The following is an 18,545-nucleotide window of genomic DNA, read 5'->3' on the forward strand; positions in this document are numbered from 1 at the left end:
TCCTTAATAGGACATTCACCGTTTTTTCCGTTGTGAGGTATTTGAAAGAACAAAGCCGGTATGAGTTTTATTCCGCTTCAAGCATCTGCCTGATGACGTTGTTCGTAAGATTCGGCACCACTTCCAGCGAATAGGTCATCTCCATCCGCTCGAGGCGCTTGTGGCCATCCATGCCGTACGGGCCGATGTTGATGACGGGGATGTTCAGATCTGCGACATCCTGATATTCGACGTACAGTTTCCTGCCCCACGACGGTGTGTTCCGGATCATATCATCAATCTCCGACATGTCGTCGCTCATCGCGACGAAGCTCATATCTGAAATGTGCGGGAAGAAGTTCTTCGCGACAATGGGATGATCATACTCTGGCTGCATTTCCTCGATCGCCGTATCCAGCGCATCCAGGAGCCTCCGCTCTTTCTCCTCCTCGCCCGTCAGCGCGACCCTCGGCGAATAAAGTGATGAGTAAAAGACGATAATTGCAGGGTTCTTATCGGGCATGAACTGCCATGCCTCCTCGACGACGCGTGCGGCGAGCATGCGGGAATCGAGACTCTCGTCCTGTTCAAGTTCTGCCTTGAAGTCTTTCATATGATTTACGTATTCTTCCCCGTGTGCGTCTTTGAGCAATGCATCCATTTCATCATACGTATATACCCTCGGTTTCCACGGGATTTCACGCTCCTCGCCGCCGCTCAGTTCGCCGTATTTCCGGTGGCGTTCCTGGAAAGTATCAAGCGCATTGCGAAATGCGGTCTCAGCCTGTGCCTTCAACAGTTCCAGCACTTTTTCAGGCGCCCATGAATGGACGAAGAAGTTGTAGTAGACGTAGGCCGAGAGTGCGGTCTGGACGGTATAATTCGGCTTCAGATCAGTCTGCTTTAATGAGACCGGCGGGATCGTCGCCTCACCGAGCGCCATATCGGAAAGTTCGGGATTATAGCTGATCTGGCGCGTGAGTTCAGCCGCAATGAAGTTCGGATCGAGCCCGTCGAAGGCGGAACCGACGTGCGTCTCCTCGCCCGTGATGAAGAAGGATGGTAGAAGCTTTCCGACCGTGCCTTTATAGATGTAGCGGTTTTCATCCCCTTCGTAGGCCGGTGCGACGAAATCCGCATTGATGGCGGCTGCATATTCAAACCCTTCTTCCTCCTGCCAGCGCTTCAGCGTCTTCAGAGCAGACAGTATGCCGTGCGAGCTGTCCTCCTCATCACATTCGGCGATGAAGACGAGGTTGCCGGAAAGCTCTTCCGGATGCTCTGCATAATATGTGAGCAGGTGCAGGTTGCTTGCCACCCCGCTCTTCATATCCAGGACGCCGCGGCCGAACAGCCAGTCGCCCGACTCAAGCTGAGATTTCACGGACTCTGTCAGTTCCACATCCTTCAGGTGCGCCATCCAGTCCCCCGGCCTGAATGCCAGTTCCTGATGTGCACCGAAGTCCTCGACACCGACCGTATCCATATGCCCCATCAGCACCACCGTGCGGTTGCTTTCCGCCTTTGTTCCTTTGACGTAGGCCATGACATTGTACCGCTTCCGTTCATCATTGACCGTCGGTGCCATGACGAACTGCGACGGATTCGCCTCAAAGTACGGGTGTGATGCAAGCATTCCGTGGATGGAAGCGGCAATCACCCGCTCCCCTTCCGTATTGACCTCGCTCCGTATGCCGACGAGCCGCTTCGTTATCGCGAGGATTTCCTCGCGGCAATCGAGTGTTTTTATTCCTTCTTTCATCATTATGCCTCCTTGTATGTATCAAACTGCCTGTACCCTTTTAAATGATTATATCAATAGGCTCATCCCGCTGCACCAGTGAACTCTTTACCAAATATAAAAATCAGCTCAAATCTAATACTAAAAAATACAGACAAAAATAAGCGCAGCACCTATTCAAACATTTGCTGCGCTTATTTTTTAGCCAAACTTTTTATCTTTTAGACCCATTTAGTGGTAACGACTTTTTTACGCGTATAGAAATTGAGTCCATCTTTTCCATTTGCATGAAGATCTCCGTAGAATGAGTCTTTCCAGCCTGAGAAAGGGAACATCGCCATTGGCGCCGGTACACCGATATTGACCCCGAGCATTCCTGAATCGATAGTCTCCCTGAATCTGCGAACATTGCCACCGTCTTTGGTGAAAATACATGCTCCGTTTGCAAATTTTGATTTATTGGCTAAATCAACTGCCTCGTCCAAATCTTTCACTCTTGCGATGGATAACACTGGTGCAAAAATTTCATCCTGCCAGATTTTCATTTCAGAAGTAACATTATCGAAAATGGTAGGTCCTACAAAATAACCATCTTCCTTGACTTCTTCATCATTCCTTCCATCCCGGATTATTGTTGCACCTTCTTTCTCCCCGGCTTCAACATATTCCAAAGTACGTTCTTTATGCCCTTCCCGTATAACCGGTCCAAGGAAATTACCATCCACCTGTCCATCACCGATATTAATTTCGTTGGTCTTTTTATTTAATAATTCAATAAAATCATCTGCAATAGAATCCTCTACGGCCACTACAGATGCCGCCATGCAACGTTCACCGGCTGAACCAAATGCAGCATTCATGATTTGTGTGGTCGCATTATCAAGGTTGGCATCACCAAGGACAATCGAATGGTTTTTAGCACCCGCCAGAGCTTGTACACGTTTTAAGTTGGATGTTCCGCGCTTGTAAACATATTCTGCTACAGGCTGAGAGCCGACAAATGAAATAGCTTCAACCTTTTCATGGTCCAGCAAACCGTTCACTACATCATGGGCTCCATGAACGATGTTGAAAACACCTTCAGGCACCCCGGCTTCTTCCAATAACTCAGCCAAGCGATTTGCTAATAAAGGTGTACGCTCTGACGGCTTCAAAACGAAGGTATTACCTGTTACAATCGCCATCGGGAACATCCAGCAAGGAACCATCATCGGAAAGTTGAATGGTGTGATACCACCAACAACACCAATTGGATAGTGATAAACTGCACCTTCAAGATCTGTTGCAATCGAGGACAACTGTTCACCCATCATGAGAGAAGGTGCACCTGCTGCAAATTCCACATTCTCAATGCCACGTTGGACTTCCCCGCGTGCTTCAGTTAAATTTTTACCGTTTTCCAACGTGATGATTTTCGCAAGTTCCTCCCAGTTCTCCACCAGTAATTGCTGATATTTAAATAAAATGCGTGCTCGTCTCGGGACTGCTATATCCTTCCACGTTCTAAATGCTTCATTCGCAACTTCGACTGCATAGTCCACATCTTCCTGAGAAGAAACTGGGACATGAGCAATGACTTCTCCATTGGCAGGATTTATAACTGGCTCCGATTTATCAGTTTTTGCTTCAACCCATTTACCACCTATATAGTTTTTTAACACTTCTAAAGTTGTGTGTGTCAATTTGAATCCTCCTAGTTTATATATGTTTATTTGAATACCGCTTTCAGCTTGATTATTCCATTTTCCTCATGCCAGACTGATTATAATCTTTCTTCCAGTCAGGAAATGTTTTCATGAAACACTTCTTTCAAGGTCTCTGCAATGAATTCCATATCCTCGTCAGTCGAAGACAATGGAGGACAAAGCGCCAGAATGTTATTTTGTCCGGCTACCGTCTCTCCATTTCTTCCAATTATCAGTCCCCGTGCTTTACAATCAGCAATTAATTTACCGACCCGTTCTCCAGAACCGGGTTTTTTCGTCTCTTTATCTTCCACAACTTCGATGCCTACTAATAATCCCAATCCACGGATATCCCCAACATAAGGATGGTTCTTCAATTCTTCCAAATCATCCAACAGTCGCTTGCCAAGCTTTGCAGAACGCTCAAATAGTGATTCTCTTTCCATGATTTCAATATTTTTCAAAGCGACTGCACAAGCAGCAGGATTGCCGCCGAAAGTATTCACATGACGGAAATGGCAATTTTCTTCTTCCTTTTTAAAAGCTTCATAAATATCCTTACGCACAGCTGTTATAGAAAGCGGCAAGTAAGCACTTGTCAAGCCTTTGGCCATAGTGATGATATCTGGCTTGATTCCAGAGTGTTGATGCCCGAAAGCTTTGCCGGTTCTTCCAAAACCACATATGACTTCGTCTATAATAAGCAGGACATCGTGACGTTCACAGATGCGTTCAACTTCCTGAACATATGCCGAATCAGGAATCAACACACCACCTCCGGTGATGAGAGGTTCCATGATCACTGCAGCAATCGTTTCTTTTTGCTCCCATATGATTGCATCTTCCAACTCCTTGGCTTTCTGAAGATTATATTGTTCAATCGTCAAATTTTCAGGTTTTCTGTAATTATCTGGTGGCGCAACATGTAAAAATCCTGTTGAGAGCGGTTCATACTTGTATTTTCTCAATGCCTGTCCCGTGGCACTCAGGGCGCCCATAGAACTGCCATGGTACGCACGATAACGTGACACCACTTTATAACGGTTTACCTCTCCGTTCTGCTGATGATATTGACGTGCAATCTTAAAAGCAACTTCATTCGCATCTGAGCCACTATTCGAATAAAATATCATGTAATCATCATCAAGCATCTCGTTGATTTTTTCTGCCAATTCAATTGCCGGTAAATGACTCTGTGTCATGGGCGTATATGCCATCTGTAACATTTGATCATAGGCGACCTTCGCCAATTCTTCACGTCCATAACCGACATTCACACACCACAAACCGGACATTCCATCCAGATAACGATTCCCATTCGTATCCTCAATCCAAGACCCTTCACCACTTTCAATGACTATCGGTGGGGTTTTTTTCCGATATGGTGAAATATGCGGCCACACTACCTTTTGATTTCTTTCTTCGAGCGAGAGAGTCTTTTTCATTTCCAGAGATTCCATTTGAATCCCCCCTTCATTTTATTGAATTGGATATTTACGAAGTGTCTATTTTATAATCTCATCCAGTCAACCCTCCTATAACACAATTCGCTTTTAAAATTAGATTGTTGACAATGATTTATTTCTCTTTCATAATTATATTATAATATTTTGAATTATTTATCTTTTAACGAAATGTAAAAATATCATAAGTTAGATTTTACAATCCGGAGGCAGGAAATGGAAAATTTTAAAGTTACTGTTGAGGACATTTTGCGACGCGAATTATTTATGGATGCTGAACTTATTGCAGGAAAAAAAGGTCTTAACCGTGAGATAAAGTGGACTCATATTTTAGAGATGAAATCATTCGATTCGTTCATTAATGGCGGGGAGTTAATTTTAACCACAGGATCAAACATTGACTTCAACTCACCTCACGGAATGTCGAAAATCAAAATATTAATCGAAAGCGGTGTTACAGGTATTTGCCTCGAGCTTGGTCCACATGTTACAAAAGTGGATCCTGAAATATTAGAACTAGCTGATCAACACACATTTCCAATCATCATATTCAAAAAGACAGTGAAGTTCGTGGATATCACACAGGACTTGCATACTTTGATCATAAACAGCCATCACACACAGCTTGAGCACCTTCATCTGCTCTCGAAAGAATTTAATGAACTCTCACTGGAACCAAATGGTATTATAAAAATACTCAAAAAAGTTCATAACTATTTTCAAAAAACCGTCATACTTATTACAGATGAGAAAAAACTCTATTACTATCCGTTGAAAGTTAAAAAGCATGCTGAATATATCCACTCCCTCATTGATACCAATATGGAAATACAACCCTATACATCGCTGACGTTGGATAAAAGGAACTATTCCATATTTCCGATTAAAGGACTTGGTCATTCCTGGGGCACTTTATATTTCCAGGAAGAAGCAGAGGCCATAGATGAGTTCTCATACTCCATACTGGACAGGGCTACTCTGGCAGTTGCGCAGATCCTCCTGCGAAATCAAACGATAGAAGAAAGAAAGCAGAACCAGGAGGGGGATATAGTAAAGAAGCTAATGCATGAAGAATCTTTCGACCCCTCTCGAGCCCAGAAATTCCTTCCCTACCCTTCTGAAAACCTTTACTACAGAGTGGTGATTATTGAAAAAAGAAATATAGACGATGAAATTAGGCCGGAGGATTGGGAGGAAATCAAATTAACTCAAGCAATCATTTTAAGAAATTTATTCAAAAATTTTGGTTTCAGAACCGCTATATCAGTAACCATCAACTCCATCACCGTAATATCATCATTTTATGAAAATCAGCAGACTACAGAAAAAGATCATAGTTTCAACCTTGTCACTGATGCAATCCGAAAAACACATGAAAAGAATATATTTAATGGTGAAGAATGTCACATTAGCGCCAGCAGCCTGAACAAAGATTACTCCAAATTATCCAAGTGTTATAAAGAGGCGAATGAGGTCCTGCGTTTAAAGCATTTAGAAGTGCTCGAAGACGTTTTATTCTACGAAGACCTAGGTGTTTATCGCCTTCTGATGAAACTGGATAAAAGTGAATTGGAATCCTTCGTCTCTGCTTATTTAGGACCATTATTGGATTTCGAGAAAAGGACGAACAACAACAACTTACTTTTGACCCTGTCAATTTACTTGGAAACGATGGGTTCCAAAAAAGAGACATCTGAACGCCTCTACATCGTCCGGCAAACCCTTTATTATCGTCTGGAAAAGATAAAAGAGTTGTTGGGTGAACAATTCATGGAGCCAGTCAACCGACAGGCAATAGAGCTCGCCATCAATGCACACAGGCTATTGGGTGATATGAGCTCAAAATAATAGTGCTCCCACATAAAGGCTTCAAGTTATAGAAGCATGAAAAAAGGTCAAAAGCACTATGCTTTCGACCTTTATGATTCTTAACTTATTTTATCAGACTGATTGTCGCCTGCAAAAGTACATTGACTCCTTTCACCAAATCCTCAGTGCTCGTAAATTCCTCTTCAGAATGACTGATGCCGTTTTTACTAGGGACAAAAATCATTGAAGTCGGCATATTCGCAGCCATGAATTGGGCATCGTGCCCCGCGCCGCTCACCATACGCTTATAAGAATAGCCCATCTTTTCAGCTGATTCCTCAATTAAATTGATACAATCTTTATCAAAACGAACGGTCTTCCTACCCCATAGTTTATCCGCTTTGATATGACATCCATCTTTCTCTTGAGTATTTTGGAGACTTTGAATGATTTTCTCCACCTGTCTGATTATCTCCATATCCTGATGTCTGGCTTCCAACGTGAATATAACCTTATTAGGAATGACCGTATGGATGTTCGGGGTCAGATTCATTCTTCCCACAGTATATACAAGACTCTCATCCAGTTTATCCATTTCCTGACGCATTTCCGTAATCAGGTTATTAGTTGCAAATAATGCATCTTTCCTATATTTCATCGGTGTTGTTCCTGCATGATTGGATATCCCCGTCACCTCAAATTGATAACAGACCATTCCCATCACCGCTTCAACGACTCCGATGGAAAGATGCTCATTCTCAAGGACCGGCCCCTGTTCGATATGTAGTTCCAGAAAACACTGTGCCTCTTTCAATCTGTTCTCCTCTGAGCCTTCATATCCGCTGTTCCGAAGTGCCTCTGCAAATGAAGTCCCCTGAGCATCCTTGGATTGCATTATTTCAGATTTATCAAACCAACCGGACAACACCCCGGAAGACATCATGGAAGGCTCAAATCTTGCACCTTCTTCATTTGTGACATTCATGACAACTATAGGTATTCTCGGTGTAATGTCATTTTCCCTCAATGTCCTCACAATTTCCAATCCTGCTACCACACCGAGGGTACCATCAAATTTACCACCTTTCTCCACTGAGTCCAAATGCGATCCGATCACAAGCGGAGGCCGGTTATTTTCAAGCCCGTCCAGCCTCGCATACATATTACCCATGTCATCCCATTTGACTGTCATACCGGATCCTTCGCACAGAGCCTTGAAATGCGCTCTAGCATTAATATCCTCTTCAGAGAGGGCCAATCTTGTTACCCCTCCGTTTTTGGTTCTTCCAAAATCTGCAAAGTCTTCAATAGTTTCTTGCAGCCGTTCTTCATTAATCAGCGGCGTTTGAGTATTCATATAATCCTCCTTAAAGATTGATTTTTCACTTGACGATTGAAGTCACGATCCGGAATAGACCACTTCACCGTCTATCATCGTGTACTCCACCTGGACTTCAGGTAAAGCCTCGGTGTCACAATTCATGATGGACCGGTCTAGAATTATCAAGTCCGCCACCTTGCCCGGTTCAAGGCTCCCTTTGATATCTTCCTCAAAGGAGGCGTATGCACCATTCAGCGTATACATGCGGATCGCTTCAAGTAGGGAGACTCTCTTATCTTCTCCGATCACGTTGCCTGCGTTGGATTCCCGCGTGACCGCAGCATGTAGCCCACGCATCGGGTCATAGTCCGTCACAGGACTATCGGATGCTATTGCAGCAGGTATGCCGCTTCTCTGATAGTCGCCCATTGGATACATGTAATCTGCCCTTTCCCCATAATTCTTCACATAACTTTCCCCATACTCATATAAAAATGCCGGATTGGGTATCGGTATCACATTCTGCTCTTTCATACGCCTGATGAGGTCGGGTGCGGCGATGCCCGCATGCTCTATCCTATGTCTTGCTTCTTCCCTCGGGTGGACACGGTTCGCTTCTTCAATTGTATTCAGGAGCATATCGATCGCTGCGTCCCCTTGAGCATGCGCTGTTATTTGCCAGCCATTCTTATGAGCGGGGATGAATAATTCATCTACTTCTTCCTGTGAGAAATAATGTATGCCGTGATTTTCAGGGTCGCTCGTATACCCTTCCCGGCTCCAGACCGTCGGCCCGCTGCTGCTGCCGTCAAGAAAAAGCTTGACGGGTCCGATTCTGAACTTCGGATCTCCAAGTCCGGTATAGATTCCGGCGGCCACCATATGCTTCACGACACTTTGGGCGTCATAGAGTGCGCCGACCATCACATATACCCTTTGCTTGATGACACCGTTTTTTGAATCCGTCTGCAGAGCGTTTATATTGCTCAAGCCATATCCTCCGGCATCATGAATTGATGTGATCCCCTTTGCTGAGAAGTGCGCAGATGCGACCTCATGTGCACGGGAAAGCTCTTCTTTGGAAAAAGCTGCTATATTAAACATCTCCATATGCGCATTTTCCAACAGCAACCCTGTGGCCTTACCTTCTTCATCCCTTTCAATCTTTCCCCCATCGGGGTCAGGGGTGTCATCATTTATACCGGCGATTTCCAATGCCCTGCTGTTTACAGTTGAGATATGGCCGCAAGTCCTCGTGATAATGATTGGGTGATCTCTTGAGACTTCATCCAATTCCTCTATCGTAGGGAAGCGTCGGTCTTCAATAAGCGTTTCATTATATCCCCATGCTCTGATCCAGTGATTTCTGGAAGTACTTTCCACTTCCTCCCGGAGCTTTGCCATCAGATCATCCAGCGATATCACACTTTCGCTCTTACAGGATATTGATATCGTATTCGTCCCATACATGGAAATATGCAAATGAGGGTCAATGAACCCCGGCATTAAAGTTTTCCCTTCTAAATCAATTACTTTGCTTGCATCATTCTTCAAAGCTAGTATGTCTCCGTTCGAACCGGCTGCTGTGATTTTCCCTCCTTTTACAGCTACCGCTTCGACCACATCATCATTATTGTTAACTGTTATAACTTCTCCATTCAAGAAAAGAATTTGATCATCCATTTTAATGCACCTCTGATTTATTTGATATTTAGTTTTAATACGTAATATCGATGGGACTTTACTTCACAGTCGAAGCGGCCTTATCCTCCTCTTCATATAACTCGTCCATCATTTCAGGGAAGAAACGTTCAATGGTCTCCCTGGAAGCAGGTTGAGTCATTAATGAAACTATGACGAAGATGATGCCGTTGGCAATCAGTCCCCAGATGCCTGCGTGGATATCTAAAGGATGCACAATGATGAAGGAGAAGATCACCGTGATTATGAATCCACCGAATAATCCCCAGAAAGCGCCCTGTTTAGTCGCTCTCGGCCATAAAAAGATACCCACGATGGACGGGAAAGCTTGTGCTATGAATCCATATCCTATCAGTAATATATAAACGAGACTCGCAGGCTGCATAATCGATATCGGTGCGATGATGAGTACCATAATTGGGAAAATCAGTCTTCTTGTTGCTCTCCCCGCCACTTCATCACTCCAATTTAAAATAGGCTGCAACACATCTTTACTGTAAGTCAGTGCAGTAGCATGGATACAGGGTTCACTCGAAGACATCGAAGCCGCAAGCGTTCCAGCACCAAGCAGCCCTGCCACAAGGACAGGCATGGTATCAACAGCCAATTGAATCGCTACATGGTCAGGATTGCCAATGTCTGGATACATGAAAATACCTATAACTCCAACTATAATCATCGGTACGAGTACCAGGTAGAATGTTGGCAACATGGTTGCCGATCTTCTTATCGACTGTTTGGAATTCGCACCCATCCACTGAATCCAGTGAGTCTGCCAAATCGAAAAGAAGGAGATTAAAATGGATGTCGTCCAAAAAGTAACATTCATATCTCCCAGCGCACCCGGAAGAGTAAGAAACTGTGGTATGTCTTCTTTAACACGTTCAAAGATAGGGGCTATTGAAAATCCACCCGTAAATTGTTGAGTAGCCCAAAGCCCGATGAAGAAGGATACAAAAAGCATCAGAGCGCCTTGAAAAGCGTTGGTTACACCTATAGCCTTCAGGCCACTCCTGTAAAGGTAAATTGAAATCGCACCCAGCGATATAAACACACCAACCCAAATAGGGATGGCACCGAAGCTCATTACATTCAAAATGTATGCGGCACCTGTCGTCTGAATAATTGCATAGGCCAGTATGCCGATCGAGGTGACTATTCCGGCCAGGCCGCCTAGAGCCCTGCTTTCATAACGGTCTGTTATAGCTGCTGATTGTGTAACGTGCCTGTATTTCTTACCGAGCTCCCATACTTTGGGACCGAAATACCATGCCAGAAATGCCATATAAGTCAGATAAACGACCACATATAATGCAGGTGCCCCCTTAGAGTATGCCCAGCCCGGAGAACCCATGAATGTGTAAGCACTGACACCTCCTGCGCCGATCAGCAGATACATCATGATCGGCCCCATACTTCTGCTGCCTACGCCCCATTCTTCCACGTTGTCCATATTCTTTCCTTGTCCGGAAAAGTAACCCAGCAATATAGCGATGATGACGTACGAGAGTGTGATTGCTAATGGTATGTATTCATACATCACTCTACACCGCCAATCTTATTTATAATCATCATTACAGATGTCGTCATTATGATTATGACTATTGACCATAACATGAGTAATGGCATGCCAAATATTAATATATCCTGGTTGAACAGATGAATAACCGGCCATATGCCCAGTAATAATGTAAATACTACCAAGCCTAAGCTTACCCACCCTTTTTTTGTTTTTGGTAATTTGAAGGTCGCCTTCATTACAGTTTCTCTCCTTTTAGATGAATGATTGATTTTGACTTCATGATGTAGTTTTCCTTCCCGAAATTTTTGAATTAGTCTGACAATAATAAGAGTAACAATAATTGAAAACCCTTACATTTAACAGAATGTTAAAGGATGACTTTTATGATTTTTACTATACATCCAAAAAAATTGCAAGATTCAATGATATTTTGTTGTTATTAACAACCTTAGACTATACTATCAATTTATCTTATCTCACTTGATTTCAAGAAGTATCATATTGATAGTGGAGAGGCATCATTTCATAGTCCATGGATATGAGTTGTATGTTAAAATAAAAAAGGTCATCACGGGCCGGCACATACATAATGATTTTGAAAGCTTTAGGGCCGGTCCGTGAATTTAACTTTACAGGGGTGAATTTGTTACATGTTCAATGCAGATGAAAGAATTTTATTGGCGGTCATCGTCTTCGCCTACTTCATTTTCCTGTTTGTATCAGCCATATACTTGAACCGGAAAACGAAGACATATGAAGACTACAACGTCGCCGGCCGATCGGTCTCGTTCTGGCCGATCATACTGACATTCATCGGGACGGGCGTCGGCGGATCGACGCTGCTCGGTTATATGGAGAATGGCTACAGCCTCGGGATGGGCCAGCAGTGGATACATATCACGATGTTCTTATGCATACTCATCTTTGCCGCGTTCCTGCTCAAGCGGATCAGGCAGCTCGGTGAGGAGCATAAGATGGTGACGATCGGTGACTACACCGCCCTCCGCTACGGCGAAGCGGCGCGCATACCGACGGTCATCAGCATTTTATTCTCATACTGTGCAATGACCGGCATGCAGTTTGTGGCGATCGCAACGATCCTGAACCTCACGCTCGGAATCGACTTCATCCTCGGCGTCTTCATCGGCTGGGTACTGCTTACGCTCAAGACCTACTTCGGCGGATTGAAGATGGTCATCTGGCAGGACGTCATCCACGGGACGATCTTGACGATCGGTGTGGTCGTGCTGTTCGTGACGGTGCTCGCATTCGCAGGCGGCTGGGGGGATATCGCAGCGAATGCCAATGCCGCAGGTGAAGGGGATATGCTCAGTGTGATGAACATCACGTCGGGTGAAATCCTCATATACCTGCTGACTTTGGCTGTATTCCAGTTCGTCCGCCAGGATCTCTGGCAGCGTGTATGGGCGGCTGATGATTTGAAGACGGCGGGCAACGGCTACCTGATCTCCATGATCATCGCCGTCGCAATTGGAGCGATTGCAATCGGCATCGGTGTACTCAGCCGTTACGGCCTCGGAATCGAGAACATCGATCCGGTGCTCATCTACTACGGTGTCATCGGAGATGTATTCCCGTTCGCTTTGGTCGTTGTGATGATTGTCGTATTACTCGCAGCGGTCATATCGAGTGCGGACTCCTTCCTTCTGGCGGGATCCTCCTCAGTGATCAATGATTTGATCAGACCGCTCGTCACGGATCAGAATGATAAGAAGATGCTGATCTGGAGCAGGATATCCGTCCTAATCGTCTCCGTCGTGGCGCTTGTCCTGGCGCTGTCGATCCCCGGACTCGTCAACCTGATGGTGACCGGGACGGCGATGACAGTCTCCGGCCTGCTCGCACCTATCATGCTCGGCCTCTTCTGGAAGCGGGTCACGAAATCCGCTGGCCTTGCAGCCATGTGGGGCGGCCTCATCACAGCCGTCATCTGGCAGATCCTGGGGCACCCTTTCGGACTGCACCCGATATTCGTCGGGCTGCCGCTGTCACTCATCACACTGCTCGTCGTGACTGCCCTGACGAAACAGAGGGAGCCGATTACAACACACAGCTGAATATCACCCTAATATGGACAGACCCGAAGCGGTCTGTCTTTTTTATTGGATTCCCGGCCCTCCCCGACACTTTTTGTACATATATGCCTGAATTTGTCAGTTTCCCGGTACGTATATACGGGCATATAGAGGCGGGAGTCTGTATAATATATCCTGCACATTAAACACAGACCCATAAAATAACTAATTATAAAAAGGTGAATCATTTTGACAGTTTTGTTCATAGCAATAATTCTTTTATTCATCGCTTCCAGCTACTTCTCCGGCAGTGAGACGGCACTCACCGCCACCAACGAGATGAAGCTGCAGATGAAAGCCCGAAGCGGCGATAAAAAATCCGAGCGTCTTTTGAAGCTCGTCAACAACCCGACAATCTTCATCCCGGGCATCCTCATCGCAAACAACCTGCCGAACATCGTCCTGCCGTCGCTCGTCACCATCGTTGCGATTGAATACGGCTGGAACATCGGCATCACGACCGCGATCCTCACCGTTCTCATCATCATTTTCGCAGAAGTCCTGCCGAAATCAGTGGCAGCCGCTTTCCCCGAAAGGATTTCCCATATCGTCTATTATCCGACGATGGCCATACTCTTCGTTCTCAGACCATTCATATTCCTGCTTAACCTGATCACCAAGACGACAATCAAGCTCCTTGGAAAAGATGACGGCCGGGAACTGACGATTTCAAGGTCGGACATGCGTGCGATGGTCGACATCGGCCATACTGAAGGTACTTTTGAAAATGATGAAGTGTACAGCCTGAAAGGCGTGCTCGATTTCCCGGACCTGAATGTTGCGGATATCCTGCAGACGCCCCGGACGGAGGTCGACGCACTCAGCGCGGATATATCCTACGAGGATGCAAAGAAAGTCATGCTTCACTCAAGGTACAGCCGCTACCCTGTCTACGACGGTGACCTGGACAACATGATCGGCGTCTTCCATACGAAATTCTTCGTCGCATGGTCCGATCAGCCGGAGAAAGCCATCACGGACTTCTCCGACCTCGACCCGCTGACCGTATATGAGTTCCAGCCGGTCGACGTGGTCTTCAAACGGATGCTCCAGGAGAATAAACACCTCGCAATCGTACTCGACGAGTACGGCGGCACGGAAGGGATCCTCACCCACGAGGAACTGATCGAAACCATGATCGGCCGGGAAATCAGGGATGAAACCGACGTGGACGGCGTCATGGTCAAGAAACACACCGACGATGAAATCATCTGCGACAGCAAAATCCCGCTTCACCAGCTGAACAACATGCTCGATGGGGATATCCCCGATGAAGATGACAACCTCGCCGGCTTCATACTCGGCGAGCTCGGCTACCTGCCCGAGACCGGTGAGACACTGGAAACTGAAGGCCTCGTCTTCGAGATACTCGAAGTGGGTGACAGAAGGATCCATATGGTTAAAATAACGAGGCAGCTTGTGGAAGTGAAATAAAATTTATTGAATGACGCAATAAGCACCCAAGTATTTTAAACTTGGGTGCTTATTTTTTTGTATTGAATTATTTAGTTTTGTTCAGAGGTGCACGCCGTTCACAATCTGTGCGTCCTTATAATTGCCTTCGAAAAAATGTTTGACGTTCATTGCCGTCTCAATGGAGGCTTCCCTCACCGCTTCTTCAGAATAGAACGCAATATGCGGGGTGAGAATGATGTTGTCATGCTGCATGAAAGGGTGCGTCTCAAGGTCAGGGTCTTCCTCCGCCAGCACATCGGCTGCATAATAACCGATCTTCCCCGATTCAATCCCCTTCACCACCGCTGATTCATCGACCAGCTGGCCCCTTGCTGAATTGATCAGCATGACGCCGTCTTTCATCCTGGCGATGGTCGAGTCGTTGAGGGTCTGTCCGGTGTCTTTATTGACCGGCAGATGGAGGCTTAAAATATCTGATTCCTTAAGCACTTCATCAAGAGGCACGATATCCACGCCATACTGACGTTTCACTTCCTCTTTGTCCACAAACGGGTCGTAGGCGATGACCCTGACCCCGAAAGGCTTCAACCTTTCTGCAACAAGCCTCGGGATATTCCCGAAGCCGAGAAGCCCGACCGTCTGAGTATCAAAGCGGTGTATCCCCGGGAAAGCTTCGAAGTCCCACTTCCTGTCCTCTTTGACGAGACGGTGAAACGAATGAAGCCGGCTGTTCAGGTTCAGCATCATGCCGATCGTGTAATCCGCGACTTCCTTGATGCAGTATTTGGATATGTGAGAGACCGCGATGCCTTTCGATCTTGCATAATCGACATCTGCGTAATTGAAGCCGATTGTGCCAAAGGCGATGAGTTTCAGATTCGGCAGTGCATCGATGACCCGTTTCGTGAACGGTTCGTATTCGCATATCACCGCATCGGCACCCTCGCAGTTTTCAATCAGCTCTTCCTCGGTGGATGACGGTGCTTCAATGATTTCCATCATATCACCGAAGATTTCTTTTTCAATTTCAAGTGCACCCGGAAAATCATAGGTGCGTAGAACTTTGATCACGATTTTTCCTCCCTGCTCTGAAGATGCTTAATAGATGATGTGTGCAATGATCGCAATGATCGGCATCGCGATGATCGTCCTTTCAATGAATATGAGCAGCAGCGTCCAGAAGTTCGCCGGCATTTTCGAAATGATGATCAGCGTCGCCATCTCGGTCAGATAGATGATCTGCACGAGTGACAGTGCTGCGATGAAGAAGCGTGTAATTTCCGCTTCAATGCCCGTGGCGAGCACGGCCGGGATGAACATGTCGATGAATCCTGTGATCGTCGCCGGTGCTGCAGCTTCGGCCTCAGGGATGCGCAGGAACTCCAGCACATACACCATCGGCTGAGAAATGATATTGAAGACAGGCGTGAATTCGGCAATGATCAAAGCGATCGTACCGATCGCCATGACCTGAGGAATCAGGACGAACGAGATGTCCACAAATACTTCATAACCCTGCTTCAGCTGTTGCTTGAACGAACCGGACTTTGCAGCGCGGTCCACACCCTGCTCAAGCGCCCATTTGAATACAGATTTGTTTTCAGGCACCGTCTCAGTGTAATGGTTCTCCACTGCGAAAGTGTCAGGTATCCTTGAAATCGGCGGGATCCTCGGGATGATGATCGCACAGATGATGCCTGTGATGACGATCGTCAGATAAAGCAGCGGGAAGACATGGTCCACTTCCAGCATGCGCGCAATGACCAGACAGAACGGCAGTGATACCGCCGAGAAGTTCGTCGCGATCGCGACCGCTTCCCTCCCCGTGTAGAAGCCGCGCCCGTACTGTTCACGGGTCAGCACGACACCGACGTTGACGTTGCCGATCCATGAAGCAAGCAGGTCGATCGCAGACCTGCCGGGCAGCGTGAACAGCGGCTTGATCAGTTTTCTGAGCAGTGTGCCCGTGAATTCCATGATGCCGAAGTTGATCAGGTACGGCATCAGGAACGATGCAACAAGGAACCACATGATCAAAGTCGTGAGAAGGCCGAGCATCGTCCCGCCGGTCACATCGGAGTACACCGCTTCAATCCCGGTCTGAAAGTACGTCATCAGGATGACGACCATACCGATGACCCTAACTATGAGCCAGAGCAGATTCGTATTAAAGAGCGAATTCAGCATCCGCGACGAGGTGATGAAATTTGGCTTGAAGAAATATGTAATGACGGATAATACAGTTGAAACGATGATGACGAGCGTGATGACGGTCGGCAGGAAATCAGCGAATAAATCGATGAAGAATTCAGTGATGACGCCGAGCAGTATGTTGAAGTTGCCATCCGCATCAGTGATCGGCACCAGGAAGATGAGTATGCCGAACAATGAAGGCAGCAGGAACCTCAGCAGACTTTTCGTGGTGATCCTGCTGTCTGCGGGATTTTTATCAGGTTCGTTCATAATGAAGACCTCCGTTCTTATGTGGGACATGATTTTATTCAATTTTATTAAAAATACTTAATAATTATACATTATTTATAATGGATATGTAAAGAGGTTTTTCAGCATCGGCGAAATGTGGATGAACTTGTTAAGTTTTTACAGGTGCGTTAACATGGATAAGTATGAAGTTTACCGGGTGTAAATTTATCTTCATATATATTGTAAGCGGTGTCAATCATTATTTTCACCCCCCGGATCATTTCATATCATCAAGTCCAATCTTTCAGGAGAGTGTAAAATGAAGAACACCTTAAGAGTTGCCGGCGTCTACATCGGAGCCATCATCGGGGCCGGCTATGCTTCAGGACAGGAAGTCCTCCAATTCTTTACGAGCTCGGGATGGATCGGCACCATCGGTGCAATCATCACGATGATCCTCTATCCCCTGCTTGGATACTACTTGATAGTGCTCGGGGATAAATTGAAAGCGACATCCCATAAGCGGGCACTCTATCATATTACGGGCAGATACATCGGCCCGGTCATAGATATTCTGATCGTATTCTTTTTATTCGGCGTCGCGGTCGTGATGGTCGCGGGGGCGGGCTCACTCGTCTCACAGCAGTTCGGGATTCCGGCAATCATTGGCAACATTGTTTTGACGCTGCTTGTGATGCTCGTGATGACGCTCGGTCTCAACAGGATCGTCACGGTCATCAGCTGGATCACACCGTTCGCATTCCTGCTCGTCATCATCATCGCAATTTACTCTGTCACAACGAGCAGTACGGACATTGCGACGCTTGAAAGTGTCGCGACACAGCAGCTCGCCGCTTCACCCCATTGGTTCCTGAGCGCGCTGCTCCATGTATCGTTCAACATCGTCATCGCCTTCGGCATCATGATGATGATCGGGGCGAATGAAAAGGATAAAGTCTCCGCCAAGCGCGGCGCAGTCCTCGGCGGCATCGTCCTCGGACTCATCGCGCTGATCATCAACCTTGCGGTGTATGCGAACATCGATGTGCTGCAGTATGCGGAAATGCCGATGCTGCTGCTTGCAGACCAGTTCCATCCGGTGCTCGGCGCACTGATGGGCCTCGCCCTGTTCGGGATGATACTGAGCACGGCAGTCCCGTGCCTCTACACCGTCGGCGCACGCTTCATCCAGGCAGATACAAGGAATTTCAAGATCGGCGTCGTTATTTTAAGCATCGCTGCGTTCTCACTCAGCTTCATAGGATTCACCGAACTTGTGAACACCGTATACCCGCTGCAGGGCTATGTAGGATTTGTCCTCCTTGCAGGACTCCTCGTCAATGTCATCAGGACGAGGGGTCGGACCGAGCAGGCATTGCTCTGACCTT

12 protein-coding genes are annotated in these 18,545 nt (G+C 46.4%); 4 read left to right on the plus strand and 8 right to left on the minus strand.

Translation table 11 applies throughout. From position 1 onward, the window contains the following. Positions 1-67 precede the first annotated feature (67 nt). From CRN96_RS05440 to CRN96_RS05450, 3 genes are all read right to left on the minus strand, one after another. Positions 68-1,741 carry a M20/M25/M40 family metallo-hydrolase gene (locus tag CRN96_RS05440; RefSeq protein WP_097039936.1) on the minus strand — a complete coding sequence of 558 codons (1,674 nt, stop codon included), beginning with the start codon at positions 1,739-1,741 and terminating at the stop codon, positions 68-70. A gap of 200 nt (positions 1,742-1,941) precedes the next feature. Beyond that, complete coding sequence (locus tag CRN96_RS05445; RefSeq protein WP_097039938.1) at positions 1,942-3,402, minus strand: CoA-acylating methylmalonate-semialdehyde dehydrogenase; 1,461 nt, start codon at positions 3,400-3,402, stop codon at positions 1,942-1,944. Between the two features lie 98 nt (positions 3,403-3,500). Continuing rightward, positions 3,501-4,865, minus strand: a complete 1,365-nt coding sequence (locus tag CRN96_RS05450; RefSeq protein WP_097039940.1) for an aspartate aminotransferase family protein — start codon at positions 4,863-4,865, stop codon at positions 3,501-3,503. Positions 4,866-5,084: 219 nt separating this feature from the next. Here CRN96_RS05450 and CRN96_RS05455 point away from each other — a divergent pair, with 219 nt between their 5' ends. Further along, complete coding sequence (locus CRN96_RS05455) at positions 5,085-6,716, plus strand: PucR family transcriptional regulator (protein WP_097039942.1); 1,632 nt, start codon at positions 5,085-5,087, stop codon at positions 6,714-6,716. Positions 6,717-6,801: 85 nt separating this feature from the next. Here CRN96_RS05455 and CRN96_RS05460 read toward each other — a convergent pair whose 3' ends face one another. The 3 genes from CRN96_RS05460 to CRN96_RS05470 are packed head-to-tail and all read right to left on the minus strand — an operon-like array spanning position 6,802 to position 11,239. Next, positions 6,802-8,034 (minus strand): Zn-dependent hydrolase, encoded by a 1,233-nt coding sequence (locus tag CRN96_RS05460; RefSeq protein WP_097039945.1) that lies wholly within the window; start codon positions 8,032-8,034, stop codon positions 6,802-6,804. 42 nt (positions 8,035-8,076) lie between these two features. Continuing rightward, on the minus strand, positions 8,077-9,681 hold the full coding sequence (locus CRN96_RS05465) for an amidohydrolase (RefSeq protein WP_097039947.1): 1,605 nt from the start codon (positions 9,679-9,681) through the stop codon (positions 8,077-8,079). Positions 9,682-9,739: 58 nt separating this feature from the next. Next, a complete protein-coding gene (locus tag CRN96_RS05470; RefSeq protein WP_097039949.1) occupies positions 9,740-11,239 on the minus strand; it encodes a sodium:solute symporter family protein in 1,500 nt (499 codons plus the stop codon). A gap of 632 nt (positions 11,240-11,871) precedes the next feature. Between CRN96_RS05470 and CRN96_RS05480 the strand changes: the two genes are divergently transcribed. Together CRN96_RS05480 and CRN96_RS05485 are read left to right on the plus strand one after the other, a co-directional pair. Next, a complete protein-coding gene (locus tag CRN96_RS05480; protein ID WP_097039953.1) occupies positions 11,872-13,299 on the plus strand; it encodes a sodium:solute symporter family protein in 1,428 nt (475 codons plus the stop codon). Between the two features lie 216 nt (positions 13,300-13,515). Continuing rightward, positions 13,516-14,751 carry a hemolysin family protein gene (locus tag CRN96_RS05485; protein ID WP_097040359.1) on the plus strand — a complete coding sequence of 412 codons (1,236 nt, stop codon included), beginning with the start codon at positions 13,516-13,518 and terminating at the stop codon, positions 14,749-14,751. A gap of 81 nt (positions 14,752-14,832) precedes the next feature. Here CRN96_RS05485 and CRN96_RS05490 read toward each other — a convergent pair whose 3' ends face one another. Further along, positions 14,833-15,804, minus strand: coding sequence for a C-terminal binding protein (locus tag CRN96_RS05490; RefSeq protein ID WP_097039955.1), 972 nt, complete (start codon positions 15,802-15,804; stop codon positions 14,833-14,835). A 27-nt stretch (positions 15,805-15,831) separates the two neighbouring features. Further along, positions 15,832-17,196, minus strand: a complete 1,365-nt coding sequence (locus tag CRN96_RS05495) for a YjiH family protein (RefSeq protein ID WP_097039957.1) — start codon at positions 17,194-17,196, stop codon at positions 15,832-15,834. 280 nt (positions 17,197-17,476) lie between these two features. Between CRN96_RS05495 and CRN96_RS05500 the strand changes: the two genes are divergently transcribed. Next, positions 17,477-18,541, plus strand: coding sequence for a YkvI family membrane protein (locus CRN96_RS05500; protein ID WP_097039959.1), 1,065 nt, complete (start codon positions 17,477-17,479; stop codon positions 18,539-18,541). Positions 18,542-18,545 lie beyond the last annotated feature (4 nt).

This window comes from Salinicoccus kekensis, from assembly GCF_900220995.1.
Lineage (GTDB): Bacteria > Bacillota > Bacilli > Staphylococcales > Salinicoccaceae > Lacicoccus > Lacicoccus kekensis.